Raw genomic sequence first — 16,595 nt, 5'->3', positions numbered from 1 at the left:
GCCCCGCTCGCTCCCCCGACCGACCCGCCCCAGACCCCGGAGGTCGTCATGCAGATCAAGACCGTGTCCCACACCCTCGCGGGCGCCGACCCCGCCGGGTTCACCCTGGCCCTCGCGGTGGCCCACGAACTGCACGCGCCCGCGCCCCGCGCGCCCGAGATGGCCACGGCGCGGGCGCCGCGCGGCTCCGCCCGACGCGGCGGCGGCGCGGCCCGCGCCCGCCGTACCGTACGAGGCTGATCTCCCGCCGTCGAGGCTGCTCTCCCGCCGTCAGGCGGCTCTACGAGAACAGGCCCGAAACGTGCGAGGCTGAAAGCGCCCCGCCCACGTCCCACCGCACCCGAGGAACTGACCGCGATGAGCCCCGCCGAAGGCGACCGTGAACCCCAGCGCATCCTGATCGTCGACGACGAGCCGGCCGTGCGCGAAGCACTCCAGCGCAGTCTCGCCTTCGAGGGGTACGACACGGAGGTGGCCGTCGACGGCGCGGACGCGCTGGAGAAGTCCATCGCGTACCAGCCCGACCTGGTCGTCCTCGACATCCAGATGCCCCGGATGGACGGCCTGACCGCCGCCCGCCGGATGCGCGGCGCGGGCACGACGACGCCGATCCTCATGCTCACGGCCCGCGACACGGTCGGCGACCGGGTCACCGGACTCGACGCGGGCGCCGACGACTACCTGGTCAAGCCGTTCGAACTGGACGAGCTGTTCGCCCGCGTACGGGCCCTGCTGCGGCGCAGTTCGTACGCGGCCGCCGCGGTCGGCGCGCCGGCCGACGACGCGCTGACCTTCGGGGACCTGCGCATGGACCTCGCGACCCGGGAGGTCACGCGGGCGGGGCGTCCCGTCGAGCTGACGCGCACGGAGTTCACCCTGCTGGAGATGTTCCTGGCCCATCCGCGCCAGGTCCTCACGCGGGAGCAGATCCTGAAGGCGGTCTGGGGCTTCGACTTCGAGCCGTCGTCCAACTCCCTGGACGTGTACGTGATGTACCTGCGCCGCAAGACGGAGGCGGGCGGCGAGCCGCGTCTTGTGCACACGGTGCGGGGTGTGGGGTATGTCCTGCGGTCGGGCGGGGCGGAGTGAAGAGGCTCGCCCGCCGGTTCACCTCCCTGCCGATCCGGGCCCGGCTGTCCCTCCTCGTCGCGGCGGCGGTGGCGTTCGCGGTGGCGGCGGTGTCGGTGACGTGCTGGTTCATCGTGCAGGGGAAACTGTACGACCAGCTGGACAACGACCTGGAGAAGACGCTGGGGATGAGGGGGATCGAGGCCCAGGCCGAGGCCGCGGTCTCGAACTGCTCGCAGACCCCGACCCCGCTGAACAGCGACAACGGCCCTCCGCGGAGCGGCTACTTCCAGCTGGTCATGGAGGACGGAACGCCCTGTGTCCTGTCGTTCTCCACGGGCTCGGTCAACGTCACCCAGGGAGACAAGGACGTCATCGACGCCGCGGACACCACCAGCGGCACCTTCCGCAACGGTACCGACGCGGACGGGAACGATGTGCGCGTCATGGTCCTGCCGGGACTGACCGTCACCGACCCCACCACGCAGACCTCGTCCAAGGCCGCCCTCCTCGTCGCGCTCCCCCTCAAGAACACCCAGGGCACCCTCAACGACCTCGCCCTCATCCTGCTCCTCGTCTCCGGCATCGGAGTCCTCGGCGCCGGCGCGGCCGGACTGGCAGTCGCCCGCGCAGGTCTGCGCCCCGTCGACAAGCTCACCGAGGCGGTCGAGCACGTGGCCCGCACCGAGGACCTCTCCGTCCGCATCCCCGTCGAGGACGAGAGCGAGGACGAGATCGCGCGGCTGTCCCGGTCCTTCAACTCGATGACCGCCTCGCTCGCCAACTCCCACGAGTTGCAGCAGCAGCTCATCGCCGACGCCGGTCACGAACTCCGCACCCCCCTCACCTCCCTGCGTACGAACATCGAACTGCTCACCCGCAGTGAGGAGACGGGCCGCCCCATCCCCCCGGCGGACCGCAAGGCGCTGCTCGCCTCGGTGAAGGCGCAGATGACCGAACTGGCCGCGCTCATCGGCGACCTGCAGACGCTGTCACGTTCGGACGCGGGCACGCCGGCCGACCGCGTGCAGGTGGTCGCGCTGCAGGACACCGTGGAGTCGGCCCTGCGCCGGGCCCGGCTGCGCGGCCCGGAGCTGACGATCACGGCGGACGTGCACCCCTGGTTCGTCCGGGCGGAGCCCACCGCGCTGGAGCGGGCCATCGTCAACATCCTCGACAACGCGGTGAAGTTCAGCCCCGAGGGCGGCGCGATCGACGTCACCCTCAGAGGCGGCGAACTGACCGTACGGGACCACGGCCCGGGCATTCCCGCCGACGAACTCCCCCACGTCTTCGACCGCTTCTGGCGCTCCCCGAGCGCCCGCGCGCTCCCCGGCTCGGGCCTCGGCCTGTCCATCGTGGCGCGTACGGTCCAGCAGTCGGGTGGGGACGTGGCGTTGAGCCCGGCCCCGGGCGGCGGCACGATCGCGGCGATCCGCCTGCCCGGGGCGCCGACTCCCCCGCCCGCACTGAACGAGAGCTGACCGGGGACCGACCGGGACTCAGCCCGCCTGGGCCGGGGCCGAGGGGGTCTCCTTCATACCGTCGACCACGGCGCGGTTCTTGATGGCCATGGTGAAGTTCACGGTGCCGGGCTTGATCAGGATGCCCTCTTCCTTGAGCGGCTTCACCTGGACATTGCGCGCGCCGAGGTAGACATGGCTCTTCTTGTCGAAGATCCACTCCTCGCGCTGGCCGCTGGTCTCGTCCAGCCGGGCCACCGCCACGCCGTGCCGGCCGGCCGCGTCCACCGCGTCGTCGACGACGACCACGCCCGGGATCTTGGCAGCGGCCTCGAACAGCGCCGGGTAGAGCTCCGCCGGCGGGTAGCTCTCGGCGAGCAGGTCACCGATGGTGGAGAAGGCCTGCTGGTCGGGGGTGTTCCCCTGCCCCTCGGTCTCCTTGTAGATCTTGGCGAGCAGTGCGTCGGGGTCGGTGGTCAGCTTGGTCAGGTAGTCGTACGACGGGCTGCCCAGGTGCGCCTTCGGGGTGTTGCCCTGCTCGTCGGGCAGGGTCAGGGTCTCGCCCTCGGAACTCTCGTTGACGGCGGCGTCGATCAGCCAGCCCTCGACGCCGTCCGCGGACTCCCAGATCTGCCGCTTGTGCAGTTCGTGGCTGGCGAGAGCGGACTTGTCGTCGACGGTCTTCACGAAGGTGTCGGCCAGCACGGACTCGATGTAGACGTACTGGCCGTCCTTCACGGTCGGGTGGTCGCCCTCGGCCGCCGCCAGGGAGATCTGGTCCAGCAGCTGGGGCACGCCCTTCGTGGTCGCGGTACCGATGTCGGTGGTGAGGGCGGGTCCGGTGGCGACTCCGCTCTCCCGCACGCCGTCGCCGTCGCCGAAGGTCACGATTCCGGCGACGATCACCGCGGACAGGCCGAACGCCATCGCGGGCAGTGTGATCGCGGGACGCGGCAGCCGTGACCGCCGCGTCTTCGCGGGTGCGGCCGGGGCCGCCGTGCGCTCGTCCCGCTGGATCTGCTCGTGGATCTGGGCCATCAGACGCTCCTTGTGGAACTGGTGACGGCCCGACGGCAGGTCGCGCGCGGTACGGGACAGGAGCTGTGCGTCCTGCTCCCACTCGAACTGGGACCCGGACTCTGACTCGGCAGAGCCGTGCCGGGGCGTGTTCGCGTTCATCGGTTTCCCTCCTGTGCGGGCCGGATCGCTTTTGCGTGATCGCCTCTTGTCTGTCGGGCGGGCCGGGGGCCTTCCCGATTCCCGCGAACTTTCTCCGCGGCGTTTCCGGAAGCGGTACGCCGCAACTTCTTACGGGCCCTGGAGAGGCGGGAGGCGACCGTGCCGACGGGGATGCCGAGCGCTTCCGCCGCGGCCTCGTAGTCCAGGCCCTCCCCCAGGCAGAGCGTGATGACCTCGCGCTCGGGTCTGCGCAGGGCGGCGAGAGCGGTCAGGGCGGTGGCGAGCCGCTGCCGGTCGTCGATGCGCCCCGCGACCTCGTCCGCGTGATCGGGCACGGCCGTCTCGGCCGCCGCGGCGGCGCTCGCGGCACGGCGGTAACGCCAATTGCTGCGGAACTGGTTGCGCGCGGTGTTGGTGGCGATGCCCAGCAGCCAGGGCCGCAGGGAGCCGCCTTCGGGGTCGACCCTGTCCCTCAGCCGCCAGGCCTCCATGAAGGTCGACGCCATCACGTCCTCGGCGGTCGACCAGTCCGCGGTCAGCCGGTAGGCGTGGTTGTACACGGCACGGGCGTACACGTCGAAGAGCTCGGCGAAGGCGCCCTGGTCCCCGGCCCGCACCCGGGTTCGCATATGAGTGGTCACGCCTATGAGCTGTACGGCAGAGGAACCCGACTTCCCGTGATCCACGTCACACCCCGGGACGCCCGGCCGAACAACTCACAGCCAGAAGACCTGCTCCACGATGATTTGCGGGTCTTCGGCGCGGGACACGAAGGTGTAGGTGAGCCAGCCGTTTCCATGGCCGAAGAAGAACAAGCGAGCGCCCTTAGGCTGGCTGGACAGTGCCGGCTCGACGGCCATGCCGTCGGGTAGACCTGTATTGGCCTCGACGCCTCGGAAGTACGGGTCCTTCGCGGTGACCAGCTCGGCACGAACCTCGTCAACCATCTTGCGCACGTGCTCGGGCAGCGCATCACGGACGGCGAGGGCATCAAGCCGCCAGTCCATTTGCCAAGGCGGCCCCATGAACTCGTCGGTCACTCGCCGGGCTCCGTCCTCAGAGCCTCGTGCCGAATCCTCGATGCCTCTTCGAGGAGGGCCTTGGCCTCGGCGATGTCAGTGGCCTCAGCCGCCCGCTGTTCCAGGTCATGCAGGTGGGCGTCGAGCTTCGGATCACGCGCGATCGCGAACTCGACCCACCAGCGAGCCATGAACGCGGGCACGGGACCAAGGTCGTACGTGTCGGCGATCGCCCACTTCCAGTGCCTGTCGAAGTCGGCGAGGAGGTGGGGAGCATCCTCGGCGAGCGCCCTGCGCAGCGCTTTCGGGGTCCGCTCGGGCATGGGGGGGATCACCGCACCGGATTCCGCAGCGTGAGCAGCCATGATCGATGTCCTCCTTCGACGCACCGTGTCCACGACCATAGTCGGGCTCACCGCCCCAGCAAGGATTGTGCGCGCAGCGGCTTCGCCGAGGGGTCTGGGGTCATGATCTCTGCCATGGCATCACCCTGACCGGACCGCCCACCTCCCCGTCCGGGTTTCCCGCCCGCTTCACCCGCCGGGATTCAGGTCCGCCCCACGCTTGACGCCCTGCGTGAACGCGGACCAGGACCGAGGCGGCCCCAACTGGGCTCAGGCGCGCAGGTCCTGGCCTGCGCCAGGGCCGTGCCCGCCGGTCCGGAGGCGGGCGAACGTGCCGTACGTTTCGCGTTCACCAGGTCGGTGGAGTCCCTGGCGGACGTGCTCCGCGTCGCGGCCGGCCGGGGTGCGCGCATCGGCGTCGGCGACGATCCGCACCCCGGCCTTACGGACTCTGTTGTCCTCGATCACTCCTGAGTACCAGGCCGAGGTCCGGCGCAGCACCCGAGGGTCCGGGGATCGGGGCCGCCGCCAGGCTCTGCTGGAGACGCAGATGGCAGAACTCGTAGTGCGCCCCCGACCGCCGCAGCACCCCCCGCCGGTGGGCCTCCTCCAGGAAGCCCATCAGCCGCCACGGCGCCCGGCCGGTCAGCGCCAGCCAGATTCTGGCCGGGGCGAGGCGGCCCCAGGCGCTCAGCGCGAGCGAGGACGTGCCGACCTGGACCCACACCTCGGTGTGCATGGTGCCCAGCGTGCCGCCCGGCGGCATGACCGAGAGCAGCACCAGGCAGACCCCGCCGGTGAGGAGCGCGGCGATCGCGCTCCTGGCGAGCGTGGCGTCCCGGTCGGTGCGCAGGGTGCTGAGCGGGCCCGCCGCGCGCATGGTGTCGGACGGGGTGTTCAGGGCGCGGTAGACACCGGAGGCGCATCCTCCGATGGCACCGATCAGGAGGCCGAACGCCACGAAAGGGCCCACGGCGTCGAGGACGACCGCCCCGGGCGAACGGTGCACGAGCCAGACCTCGGCCTCGTACGGCAGGGCGCGCACCAGATTGTGGGCATCCACGGACCTGCCCCTCCAGTCGCGGGAGCCGCCCTTCCAGACGGTCACCCAGGCGCCCTCCTCCTGGTGGATCCGCAGCGTCCCCGTGAACGTTCCGAGTCTCTCGTCCCGCGAGATCCGCGCGCCCTTCCGCACGGCGAACGGCTCGTCCAGCCCCGTACGCCCCACCAGCCAGAACTCCTCCCGTACGACCGAGCGGACCGAGCGCCCGCCGTCGGCCGTCCGGTGGAGTTCCCAGCCTTCGATCACCTCGCCGCTCGCGCGCGGCCCGGCCGCGTGGATCTCGTACGCGGCGAACGCACCGGCCACGCAGCCCACCAGGGCCCCCACGCAGACCCCGATGAGCGTGCAGGCCACGAAGCCCCGGCGCAGTCCCCTGCCGAAGCCGCGCAGCACGGCGCCGGGGCCGGTGTACGGCGCCGCCGTCCGCTCCCCGCGCCGCAGTCCGGCCAGGAGGAGCAGCAGCCCGGCGCCGAGGCAGGTGAGGGCGGGGACCACCGCCGTCTGCCGCGAGTAGCCGTAGACGGCGAGGCCGGTGAAGACGACGACGGCGCCGAGCGCGCGCACGGCCCGCGGGCCGCTCGGGCTGCCCGCCCACGGCAGGCCCATCGGGAGGGGGCGTCGGGGCAGACCCGCGACGCCGAACATCATCGACAGGACCAGTCCGAAACAGCAGCCGTTCAGGAACCAGGCCGGTCTCTGCGTGAGCACCGCGCCGAGCCGGGAGCCGACCAGGGGCGGTACGAACAGGCCCATGCCCACCGCCACCACCGTGGCCGCGGCGGCCATCCGCAGGGCCAGCCGCACCAACTGCCGTGGCCCCTGCGGAGTCCGCGCCGTGGCGGGCAGCAGCCGGGCCAGTCCGAAGCACAGGCCCAGCAGGATGCCCGCGTAGTTGAGAACGGTCGACGGCACGCTGTCCCAGTCGGCGACCACGCCGTGCCCGAACTTGGCCAGCGGCACCAGCAGCGCGGCCGAGGCGAGCAGCGCCAGGACGGCGGGGCCGATCACGCGCAGCGCGCGGGGCATCGCCGTGGGCAGCTCCCACCAGGCCAGCCGCCAGGTGCCGGTCGTACCGACGTCGCGGGCGAGCCGGCGCAGCCAGCGGTGCGCCGCGTCCGGACTCCAGGCGCCGCCGCTCCGGCCGTTCTCGCCGAAGGCCGCCGGGACGAAGGCCTCCAGCAGGTGCTCCTCGACATGTCCGGCGGTGGGGAAGCGGCCGGTGTCCCGCAGTTCGGCCGGGTCACGCGAGGTGTCCCCGTACACCCTGCGGGCCAGCGCCACCATCAGCGGTGAGGACATGATCTCCGTGAGGGGCGGGGGCGGGTCCGCCAGGACCGGGGTCCAGGGCGTGGAGCCGTACGGGTCCGCTCGCGCGGTGGTCTCCAGATGGCCGCGCGCGGTGGCGAGGTCCAGCGGTCGCAGCCGTACGACCTCGGCGGCGGTCAGCACGGCACCGGCGCCCACGGCCCGGGTCCAGTCCTGCGTACGGCAGGTGAGCAGGACGGGCAGCCGCTCGTCGAGTTCGGCGTTCAGACGCCGCAGCGCCGTCCCGTGCGCCGGCCCGGGCAGCTCGTCGAACCCGTCGAGTACGGGCAACAGGAGCCCGGCGTCCAGCAGTTCACGGGCCATGGTGCGATTCCCGGTGACGGCGGCCAGCGGCCGGTACTCCGCGGCCAGCCGCTCCGCCAGCCAGTCGCGCAGCGTCAGGGACCTGGGGTCCCAGCCCGCCAGGGGGAACAGCACCGGTACGGGGTCGCCGGGCTGCCGGTCCGCGAGCGCCCCCAGCACGAACCGCACGGCGAGTACGGTCTTGCCCGCCCCCGGATCGCCCAGCACGACCAGCCGGCGGGACGGCAGCGCCATGAACGTCTCGACGATCCGGTCCAGCCGCTGGTCGCCGTCGCGCGGCTCCGGCAGCGTGATCGCGGGGCTGGGCGCCCCGGGCCGCCGGGTGTCCCGCGGCCGGTCGGCGAGCGGCGGGCCGACGCGCGACCAGTGGACGTCCAGCGGCTCGGGGTCGTACAGCCGGCGCAGCCGCGCCTCCGCCCGCCACTGGAGGTCCACCGCCTCGGCGAGTTCGTCGGCCGCCCGCTGCCGCCGGTCGGCGGCGGTGCACGGGTCCGTCTCCTCGCGCAGCAGTTCCGTCAGGAACGCGCCGACCGACACCAGGGCCGAGACCGCCGAGATCCACATCGACGTCCGGTCGGGGCCGCCGCCCGCCAGCGCGACGGCCAGCGCGAGCAACGCCGCGGCGCCCATGCCCAGCCCGAACCGCCGTCGCAGCCGTGCATCCCGCATCCCCCGCCCCTCCTGTCCGCACCCGGTCGTCCCAGGTCCCAGGGGGTGAACGAGGCGGCGGTCGTCCACGTACCGGCGTACCGGGCCCCGGGGGCGGGCGCGCGGAAGCATGACGGGAGCACATGCCCGTGTCCGGCGGCCGGCACCGACGCCCGCGCCCTGCCGTCCTCCGGTGCCGCGGCAACCTTTCCCCCACGGGCGGCGACCACCGAACGACCGGCTCCCCCACCCCCACACGAACGGAAGCCGCCCGTGACGGTGAACCGCAGCAAGGCCCGCCCCCGCGGGCACAGGACCGCAGTCGTCGTCGGTGTGCCGCTGGCCCTGGTAGCCGCCACAGCCACCGCGAACACGGCGAGTGGCGCCGAAGCCGGCGCCGATGCCCATGACCGTGTCCATGGCCGTGCCCACGCCCGTGCCGCCGCGGCCGTCACCCTCACCGTCGCCAAGGACGGCAGCGGGATGTACACGACCGTCCAGGCCGCCGTGGACGCCGTCCCCGCCGGCAACGCCTCGCGCGTCGTGATCTCCGTCAAGCCGGGCACGTACCGCGAGTTGGTCAAGGTGCCGTCCAACAAGCCGCACGTCACCATCCAGGGCACGGGCGGCAGCCGTAAGGACACCGTCATCGTCTACAACAACGCGGCCGGGACCGCGAAGCCCGGCGGCGGGACGTACGGGACCAGCGGCAGCGCCACCGTCGCGGTCGAGGCCGACGACTTCCAGGCGCGTAACCTCACGCTCTCCAACGACTTCGACGAGCGTGCCAACCAGAGCCTCAGCGGTCACCAGGCCGTGGCGCTGCGCACCGCCGCCGACCAGGTCTTCCTCGACGGCGTGATCGTCGAGGGCGACCAGGACACCCTGCTGCTCGACACCGCCGCCAAGGAGAAGCTCGGCCGCGTCTACGTCCGCAACTCCTACGTCGTCGGCAACGTCGACTTCATCTTCGGCCGCGCGTCCGCCGTGATCGACCAGTCGGTGATCACCCTGAAGAAGCGCTGGGACGGCAGTTCGGCGGGGTACATCACCGCCCCCAGCACGGCCGCCGACCGCAAGGGCATCCTCATCAACCGCTCGGTCGTCAACGGTGACGTGTCCGCCGGGACCTTCTACCTCGGCCGCAACTGGCACGCAGGCGGCGACGCGGCCCTCGACCCGCAGACCACCGTGCGCGACTCCACACTGAGCGCCGCCGTGAAGGCGACCCCGTGGGTGGACATGGGTGGCTTCTCCTGGAAGGACGACCGTTTCGCGGAGTACCGGAACACCGGCCCCGGCTCGGGCGCCGCGAGCACGGACCGCCCGCAGCTGACCGACGCCCAGGCAGGCGGCCAGGAGGTCGCGGACTGGCTCGGCACCTGGACCCCGACCGCCTCCTGACCGAGTTGTACAGACCTGCTCCTGACCGCGGAGTGCGGACCTGCTCCTGGCCCAGGAGTACGGATCTAAGGGCTCGACTGCAGCAGCAGTGGCAGGGTCGTCTCCGTCGGCAGCGGGCAGCCCGCGAGCCGCGCGTACGTGCCCCCGTGTGCGAGCAGTTCCTCGTGCGTGCCCTGCTCCACGAGGCGTCCGCCGTCCACGACGAGGATCCGGTCGGAGTCCGGGGCGAGCGTCAGATCGTGGGTGATCATCACGGTCGTCCGGCCGGACACCAGGCGCCGCAGCGGCTGGACGACCCGGCGCGCGGCGAGCGCGTCGAGCCCGGTGGTCGGTTCGTCGAGTACGAGGACGGGGGCGGCCCGGAGCATCGCGCGGGCGATGGCCACCCGCTGGAGCTGCCCGCCGGACAGCACGGCCGTACCGGGCGTGATCAGCGTCCCGTACCCGTCGGGCAGGTGGCGGACGAACTCGTGGGCGTCCGCGTCGCGTGCGGCCCGTTCGATCTCCTCGTCCGTCGCACCCGGCCGCCCGCAGGCGATGTTCTCGCGGACCGTGCCGTGCAGGACCAGGGTCTCCTGGGGCAGCAGGGCCACGTTCTCGCGCAGGAACTCCAGGGTGACGTCCGTGAGCGGGACGCCGTCCAGGCAGATCACGCCCGCGGAGGGGTCGTAGAAACGGGTCAGGAGTTTGGTGAGGGTCGACTTTCCGGCGCCGCTCGGGCCGGTGACCAGCACGAACTCGCCGGGCTGCGCGGTGAACGTCACCTCCCGCAGACTGTCGCGCTCCGCGCCCGGATAGCGGAAGGAGGTGTGGTGGAAGGAGACCCGGCCCTTCACGGGCCACTCCCCGACCGGGGTGGTTGGGTCGGTGACGGCGGGCTCGGTGTCCAGGATCTCCTGGAGCCGCTGGGCCCCGGCGGTCGCGGCGGTCAGGCTCAGACCGAGCCGGCCGAGGTCGCGGATCGGCGGATAGAGGTAGCCGAGGAACGCGGCGAAGGCGAGCAGTTGGCCCAGGGACATCCGGCCCTGCGAGATCTCCCAGGCGCCGAGCCCGATCACCGTGAGGACGCAGAGCGTCTCGACGACCTCGACGAACTGCTCGTACATCTCGCTCGCGCGGGCCCCGCGCACACTGGCCCGCAGCCAGGCGCGCGCCTCGCGGTCGAGTCGCTTCTCCTCCGCCCCGCGCCGGTTGTACGCCTGCGTGAGCACGATGTTGCCGAGGGACTCCTCGACGACCGAGGTGATCGCTCCGTCGGCGGTCCGCTCGTCCTGGGCGGCCCGTTGGATACGGCCCGCGAAACGGCGGGCCGCGACGAGGAAGAGGGGTGCGAGAAGGAAGGTGACCAGGGCGAGGTCCCAACGGAGCCAGAGCGCGGCGGCGGAGTAGAAGATCGCCGAGAACAGGGCGGAGACCGCTCCGACCGCGCCCGAGACCACCATCTGCTCGATGGCCTCGACATCACCCGTGAGCCGTTCCACCAGATCACCGCGGCGGTGGCGCTGGAAGAAGTGCGGGGGCAGGTCCTGGACATGGCGGAAGACGCCCGCGCGCAGCCGCAGTACGAATCTCTCGGCCGTCCGGACCGCGAGGGAGTTGCCGAGATAACCGACGACCGCCCCGAGGACGGCCACCGCGAGCCAGGCGCCGGCCGGGCCCCAGAAGGCGGACAGCGAACCGGCCTGAAGGGCGTGGTCGGTGAGTTCCGCGAAGAGCAGGATCGAGGCCGTCTCCGCGAGCGCGGACACGATCACGCAGGCGATGATCAGCGCCAGCCATCCGCGGTCGCCGCGCGTCAGCGGCCAGAAACGCGCGAATGCCTCCCTTACTTCCCGCATACCTTCCATTCCCTTTCCCTGCTCACTTCTCGCTGCTTGCCGCTTACCCTTGTGGCGCCTGGCCTTTTCCATTTTCCGGGGCCGGGAAAGGGCCGAGGCGGGGTCCCCGGATCGAATCCGGGGACCCCGCCTCGTGGCGTCGCCTACTTGTTGCCGACCGGGCGGCGGTTCTGCTGCTGCTTGGCGGCACGCTTCGGCGCGGGCTTCGCGGCCTGCTTCTTGGCGGCCGGAGCGGACTTGCGGGACTTGCGGACCGGGGTGACCTTGTGGAAGCTCATGGGATTTCCTCTTTCCTTGGATTCTCTTTGCCGTAAGCCCTGTTCGGCTTCGACATGGAAAACACTACGGGAGCACGGAGACGGAAATCGCCAAATCCGCTGAGACCTCGATGAATTGCGGCTGAGACGGTTTTCAGACGGAGTCGGGAACCAGGGCGCTATTCACACAGGCTTTATTACGCCGCTCACCCAGGACTTATTTATTTCCCTACGGCGAGCCCGTGGCCCGTCACCCGCACGCTGATCCCGTCCTTGTGGACCCGTACGTCCCGCAGCCGCAGATCGCCCCGGGGCGGCTTCGGGAGCCGGAAGCCGATGGAGAGACGGTCGACGAGGGCCGGACGCGTGAGGCGGGAGAGGCCGTCCAGGAGGGCCGGGTCGAAGCCGAGCCGCTTGAGGATCTCGGGGTGGTCCACGGCGAGATCGACGAGGTTGACCTTCATCAGCTTGCGGACGAACTGCGGGGAGCCGGTGAACTCGGCGAAGTCGTTGTCGTCGCGCAACGCCGTCCGCACCGCGCTGTCCGGCACACCCAGCCGCTTGGCGATCGCGGGCACCGACAGCAGCTCCTTGGCCTTGCGCTTCTCGCGCGCGAGGCGGGCGGCGGACTCACGGGTCAGGTGCAGGCCCTCGGACTTACGGGTGCCGGGGCGGAAGGTGGCCAGGTCACCGATGTCCAGCCGCATACCGCCGACCTCGGTCGCGATGCCGCGCTCCCCGTCCCGCCGGATCCGCGCGTCGGCCCGCAGCCGCAGATCGTGCCCGGCGACGGGCAGTGTGCCGCGCGCCCGCACCTCGTCACCGCCGTGGCCGGTGAACGTGACCTGGGACGCGCCCAGTTCACGGTTCAGGTCGTCGAAGGAGAGCAGTACCTCGCCGTCGAGCGAGGGGATCCGCGCGCCTCGGAGGGAGGTCGGGCCGCCGTCGATGCGGATCCCGGTGGCGGTGGCCGAGACCTTCGCCAGGGAGATCCGGTCCGCCGCCACGTCCGGGACGGTGACCGACACGGAGTCGAGCCGCCGGTCGAGGACCTGGGTGACGAAGGGGAAGCCGTCGATCTCGACCTCGGGCGACGCGCGCAGGTTCAGCTGGTCCCGGACCTTCTCGGCCGCCGTGCGCTCCGCGTACAGGAGGGCCCAGCGGTCACCGAGGGCGAGGAAGGCGGCGAGGACGAGGACCGCGATGACGGCTTTCGCGGCAAGGGGCAGGGCGGAGAGGGGAGTTCGGCGCCGGCCGCGCGGCTGACGGCGCCTGCCGGTCCTGCCGCCGCGTCGACTGCCGGAGCCCTTGCGGTGGTTGGGGGGTGCCCACTCCTCCTCCCCCTCCTCCGGTCCTTCGGCGAACGCGGGCTCCGCGTCGCGGAGGAAGGAGTCCAGGGGTCCGTCGTCGAAGGGGCCTTCGCCGAGAGCGGCGAGCTCCTCGTACGGGTTGGGCGGGGGACGCGGAGGGGCATGCGCCGTTATGGGGTGGGGGGTACGCATCGCTCGATTCGATCATGCGTACCAACCCCACCCGCAACTCCTACCAGCGGTTCGCGATCTATCTCACGGACAACTGGTGGACCACTGACGGACTACCGATGGATTACTGACGGACTACTGACGGACTACTGACGGACTACTGGACGATGGTGATCCGGTTCGCCGCGGGGGGCGCGATCGGGTTCGCCGCCGACGAGTTGGCCAGCAGGTACTTCTCCAGGGCCGCGAGGTCGTCGTCGCCCACCAGGTCGTTCGTGCCCTGGCCCAGCGTGGTGAAGCCGTCGCCGCCGCCCGCGAGGAAGCTGTTCGTCGCGACACGGTAGGTGGCGGCCGGGTCGATCGCGGCGCCGTTCAGCAGAATCGAGTCGGTGACGACCCGGTCGGCGCCGGTCTTCGTCAGGTCGAGCGTGTAGGTGAGGCCCGACGAGATCTGCAGCACCTTCGGCGAGGCCGCGTTCGTACCGCTGACCTGCTCCTTGAGCACCTGGATGACCTGGGCGCCGGTGAAGCTCTGCAGGTTGACGGTGTTGGCGAACGGCTGGACCGTGAAGCCCTCCGCGTACGTCACCACTCCGTCGCCCTCGCTGCCCTTGGCCGCGTAGGTCAGGGGAGCGCGGATACCGCCCGGGTTCATCAGCGCGAGGTCGGTCTCGGGGTCCAGCTCCTTGCCGTACGCGAGCTGCGCGTCGGCGATCAGGTCGCCGATCGGGGACTCGGTGCCGACGTTGGAGATGTCACCGGAGATGTAGCCGATGGGCTTGTTGCCGATCGGCGCCGCGAGGGTGTTCCACTTGGTGATCAGCTCGGTCATGTCCGGGGCCTTGGCCACGTCACGCGTCACCACGTGGTTCGCGGAGGCGACGGCGGTCCGGGCGATGTCGCCGGTCCTGCGGTCGTACGTCAGCGTCGTGTCGGTGTAGAGCCGCCCGAAGGACGCCGCCGAGGTGACCGTACGGGGCTTGCCCGACGGGTCGTCGATCGTGCACGCGTACGCGGCGTGCGTGTGGCCGGTGACCAGCGCGTCGACCTTCGGCGTGACGTTCTTCGCGATGTCCACGATGGGGCCGGAGATCCCGTCGCCGCCACCGGGCGAGTCGCAGTCGTAGTTGTACGCCGACGAGGCCGGCAGCCCACCCTCGTGGACCAGCGCGACGACCGACTTGACGCCCTGCTTCTCCAGCTCCTTGGCGTACTTGTTGATCGTCTCGACCTCGTCCTTGAACTTGAGGCCCTTCACGCCCTCGGCGGAGACGACTCCCGGGGTGTCCTCCAGCGTGACCCCGATGAAGCCGATCTTCACGCCGTTCTTCTTCCACACCCAGTAGGGCTTGAGGACCGGCTTCTTGGTCTTCTCGTCGAGGACGTTCGCCGCGAGGTACGGGAAGTCGGCGCCCTTGAACTTGCGCCCCTCCACGTAACAGCCGTCCGTGGGGTGGCAGCCGCCGTTCTGCAGACGGCCCAGTTCCTTGGCGCCCTCGTCGAACTCGTGGTTGCCGACGCTCGTCACATCGAGGTCGAGCTTGTTCAGCGCCTCGATGGTGGGCTCGTCGTGGAAGAGCCCCGAGATCAGCGGCGAGGCGCCGACCATGTCACCGCCGGCCGCGGTGACGGAGTACTTGTTGCCCTGGCGGGCCTGGCGCAGATGCGTCGCCAGGTACTCGACACCGCCGGAGTCGATCGTCTTGGTGGTGCCGTCGGGCTGGATCTCGGTGACCCGGCCGGAGGAGCCGGACGGCGGCTCCAGGTTGCCGTGCAGGTCGTTGAAGGACAGCAGCTGGACGTCCTGGTAGCGGGACGGGCTCTGGTGTCCGTGCTTCTTCGCCGACTCGCCCGCGGACGCGGATGCAGACGCGGACGCGGGAAGCGCCGCGACCAGCGCGCCGATGGTGGCGACGCCCGCGACGCCCGCGAGGAGGCGGGTGGTGCGGCGTCTTGGGCGGTGCGGCTGAGGTATGGCTGACATGTGCCCCCCTGTGGGTCGGCTGATATGTGGGCCCCGTCCCGGCGCAGCCTAGAGTCAACGCGCGTAGCGCGACAGGGGGTTAGGGGTTACGGACTGGTTGCCACGAGGGTTGTTTCACCACGAAACGGACAGGTCGTGTACCGGCCACGCACGGGCCGCGCCCCGGCCACGCATGGTCCGCACACTCCTCCCGATACCCCTTGGCGGGCCACTTCGCCATGAACCGGACACGCCGTACCCTCGTACCCATGACCAGCGACGACACCGCACCGGCTGCCCGCAAGCTCTCGGCCTCGCTCGGCCAGGGCGGTACTCCCACGGCCCGCTCCATCGACGTCCTCACCGCGCTGAACCCCGAGCAGACCGAGGCCGTACTGGCCCTCCTCGCGGAGGCCGCCCAAACCGACGGACAGCAGGCGGTGTCCGAACAGGGCCGGCTGCACCTGCGCGGTGCGGCACGGGACGGAATCCGCCATCTGCTGCTGAGCACCGGGGACCTGCTCGTCGGGTACGCGCAACTGGAGGACACCGACCCCGTCGAGGCGCCGGCCGCCGAACTGGTCGTCCACCCCGCGCACCGGGGGCACGGACACGGGCGGGCGCTGGGCAACGCCCTGCTCGCCGAGTCCGGGAAGCGGCTGCGGGTGTGGGCCCACGGCGGGCATGCGGCCGCCCGCCATCTCGCGCAGGTCCTCGGGCTCGCGCTGTTCCGCGAACTGCGTCAGATGCGGCGGCCCCTGACCGGCCTCGACCTGCCCGCACCGACGTTTCCGGACGGCGTGCGGGTCCGTACGTTCGTGCCGGGCGAGGACGACGCGGCGTGGCTCGCCGCGAACGCCGCCGCCTTCGCCCACCACCCCGAGCAGGGGTCGCTCGGGCAGCGGGACCTCGACGCGCGCAAGGCCGAGCCGTGGTTCGATCCGGCCGGGTTCTTCCTCGCCTTCCGCGGCGACGAACTGGTCGGGTTCCACTGGACGAAGGTCCACGAGGCCGAGGGTCTGGGCGAGGTGTACGTCGTCGGGGTGCGGCCCGATGCACAGGGGGGTGGGCTGGGGAAGGCCCTCACCGCGGTTGGCCTCCGGCATCTGGCGGGGGTCGGGGTGCCGGACGCGATGTTGTACGTCGATGCGGACAACTTGGCTGCGGTTGCTGTGTATGAGCGGTTGGGGTTCGTGGTGCACGAGACGGATCTCATGTATCGGACTGAGTCCTGAGGGG

General features: G+C 71.4%; 14 protein-coding genes. 5 read left to right on the top strand and 9 right to left on the bottom strand.

Annotated elements, in window-relative coordinates; translation table 11 throughout:
- Positions 1–48 precede the first annotated feature (48 nt).
- The 3 genes from IE278_RS12375 (at position 49) to IE278_RS12365 (ending at position 2,552) form a co-directional block, all read left to right on the top strand.
- Complete coding sequence (locus tag IE278_RS12375) at positions 49–240, top strand: hypothetical protein (protein WP_189771643.1); 192 nt, start codon at positions 49–51, stop codon at positions 238–240.
- Between the two features lie 117 nt (positions 241–357).
- A complete protein-coding gene (locus IE278_RS12370; RefSeq protein ID WP_107015248.1) occupies positions 358–1,089 on the top strand; it encodes a response regulator transcription factor in 732 nt (243 codons plus the stop codon).
- Positions 1,086–2,552, top strand: a complete 1,467-nt coding sequence (locus IE278_RS12365; RefSeq protein WP_189771641.1) for a sensor histidine kinase — start codon at positions 1,086–1,088, stop codon at positions 2,550–2,552. Before IE278_RS12370 ends, IE278_RS12365 begins: the two co-directional genes overlap by 4 nt.
- Before the next feature lie 18 nt (positions 2,553–2,570).
- On the opposite strand, the gene IE278_RS12360 is transcribed toward IE278_RS12365, so the two are convergent.
- The 5 genes from IE278_RS12360 to IE278_RS12340 all read right to left on the bottom strand — a co-directional run bounded on the left by IE278_RS12360 (position 2,571) and on the right by IE278_RS12340 (position 8,434).
- Entirely contained in the window at positions 2,571–3,710 is a 1,140-nt protein-coding gene (locus tag IE278_RS12360; RefSeq protein WP_189771638.1) for a CU044_5270 family protein, read from the bottom strand.
- On the bottom strand, positions 3,707–4,339 hold the full coding sequence (locus IE278_RS12355; RefSeq protein WP_189771999.1) for an RNA polymerase sigma factor: 633 nt from the start codon (positions 4,337–4,339) through the stop codon (positions 3,707–3,709). The genes IE278_RS12360 and IE278_RS12355 overlap by 4 nt, the downstream gene beginning before the upstream one ends.
- A gap of 87 nt (positions 4,340–4,426) precedes the next feature.
- The gene (locus IE278_RS12350) at positions 4,427–4,750 is read right to left on the bottom strand and encodes a hypothetical protein (RefSeq protein WP_189771636.1); all 324 of its coding nucleotides are present in this window, start codon (positions 4,748–4,750) and stop codon (positions 4,427–4,429) included.
- Complete coding sequence (locus IE278_RS12345) at positions 4,747–5,094, bottom strand: DUF6247 family protein (protein WP_189771634.1); 348 nt, start codon at positions 5,092–5,094, stop codon at positions 4,747–4,749. The genes IE278_RS12350 and IE278_RS12345 overlap by 4 nt, the downstream gene beginning before the upstream one ends.
- A gap of 421 nt (positions 5,095–5,515) precedes the next feature.
- Positions 5,516–8,434, bottom strand: coding sequence for an NACHT domain-containing protein (locus IE278_RS12340; protein ID WP_213089718.1), 2,919 nt, complete (start codon positions 8,432–8,434; stop codon positions 5,516–5,518).
- Positions 8,435–8,692: 258 nt separating this feature from the next.
- On the opposite strand from IE278_RS12340, the gene IE278_RS12335 reads away from it, so the two are divergent.
- Positions 8,693–9,817 carry a pectinesterase family protein gene (locus tag IE278_RS12335; protein WP_373311986.1) on the top strand — a complete coding sequence of 375 codons (1,125 nt, stop codon included), beginning with the start codon at positions 8,693–8,695 and terminating at the stop codon, positions 9,815–9,817.
- A gap of 65 nt (positions 9,818–9,882) precedes the next feature.
- Here IE278_RS12335 and IE278_RS12330 read toward each other — a convergent pair whose 3' ends face one another.
- The 4 genes from IE278_RS12330 to IE278_RS12320 form a co-directional block, all read right to left on the bottom strand.
- On the bottom strand, positions 9,883–11,664 hold the full coding sequence (locus tag IE278_RS12330) for an ABC transporter ATP-binding protein (protein WP_506417399.1): 1,782 nt from the start codon (positions 11,662–11,664) through the stop codon (positions 9,883–9,885).
- A 134-nt stretch (positions 11,665–11,798) separates the two neighbouring features.
- Positions 11,799–11,933, bottom strand: a complete 135-nt coding sequence (locus IE278_RS42920; protein WP_263973018.1) for a hypothetical protein — start codon at positions 11,931–11,933, stop codon at positions 11,799–11,801.
- 200 nt (positions 11,934–12,133) lie between these two features.
- On the bottom strand, positions 12,134–13,414 hold the full coding sequence (locus IE278_RS12325) for an LmeA family phospholipid-binding protein (protein WP_189771628.1): 1,281 nt from the start codon (positions 13,412–13,414) through the stop codon (positions 12,134–12,136).
- A 136-nt stretch (positions 13,415–13,550) separates the two neighbouring features.
- Positions 13,551–15,377, bottom strand: coding sequence for a bifunctional metallophosphatase/5'-nucleotidase (locus tag IE278_RS12320; protein ID WP_189771627.1), 1,827 nt, complete (start codon positions 15,375–15,377; stop codon positions 13,551–13,553).
- Between the two features lie 248 nt (positions 15,378–15,625).
- Between IE278_RS12320 and mshD the strand changes: the two genes are divergently transcribed.
- Entirely contained in the window at positions 15,626–16,591 is a 966-nt protein-coding gene (gene mshD, locus IE278_RS12315; RefSeq protein ID WP_189771625.1) for a mycothiol synthase, read from the top strand.
- Positions 16,592–16,595: the final 4 nt, after the last annotated feature.

The organism is Streptomyces tauricus (genome assembly GCF_014650955.1).
In the GTDB taxonomy this organism is placed as follows: Bacteria; Actinomycetota; Actinomycetes; order Streptomycetales; family Streptomycetaceae; genus Streptomyces; species Streptomyces tauricus.
The sequence above is the reverse complement of the archived record's forward strand: the minus strand, read 5'-3'. Positions and strand labels throughout refer to the sequence as shown.

Excerpts from the sequence above, each read along its gene's own strand:
- IE278_RS12375 (WP_189771643.1), top strand. The coding sequence starts at position 49 with ATGCAGATCAAGACCGTGTCCCACACCCTCGCGGGCGCCGACCCCGCC.
- IE278_RS12370 (WP_107015248.1), top strand. The coding sequence starts at position 358 with ATGAGCCCCGCCGAAGGCGACCGTGAACCCCAGCGCATCCTGATCGTC.
- IE278_RS12360 (WP_189771638.1), bottom strand. The coding sequence starts at position 3,710 with ATGAACGCGAACACGCCCCGGCACGGCTCTGCCGAGTCAGAGTCCGGG.
- IE278_RS12355 (WP_189771999.1), bottom strand. The coding sequence starts at position 4,339 with ATGCGAACCCGGGTGCGGGCCGGGGACCAGGGCGCCTTCGCCGAGCTC.
- IE278_RS12345 (WP_189771634.1), bottom strand. The coding sequence starts at position 5,094 with ATGGCTGCTCACGCTGCGGAATCCGGTGCGGTGATCCCCCCCATGCCC.
- IE278_RS12340 (WP_213089718.1), bottom strand. The coding sequence starts at position 8,434 with ATGCGGGATGCACGGCTGCGACGGCGGTTCGGGCTGGGCATGGGCGCC.
- IE278_RS12330 (WP_506417399.1), bottom strand. The coding sequence starts at position 11,664 with ATGGAAGGTATGCGGGAAGTAAGGGAGGCATTCGCGCGTTTCTGGCCG.
- IE278_RS42920 (WP_263973018.1), bottom strand. The coding sequence starts at position 11,933 with ATGAGCTTCCACAAGGTCACCCCGGTCCGCAAGTCCCGCAAGTCCGCT.
- IE278_RS12325 (WP_189771628.1), bottom strand. The coding sequence starts at position 13,414 with ATGCGTACCCCCCACCCCATAACGGCGCATGCCCCTCCGCGTCCCCCG.
- IE278_RS12320 (WP_189771627.1), bottom strand. The coding sequence starts at position 15,377 with ATGTCAGCCATACCTCAGCCGCACCGCCCAAGACGCCGCACCACCCGC.
- mshD (WP_189771625.1), top strand. The coding sequence starts at position 15,626 with ATGACCAGCGACGACACCGCACCGGCTGCCCGCAAGCTCTCGGCCTCG.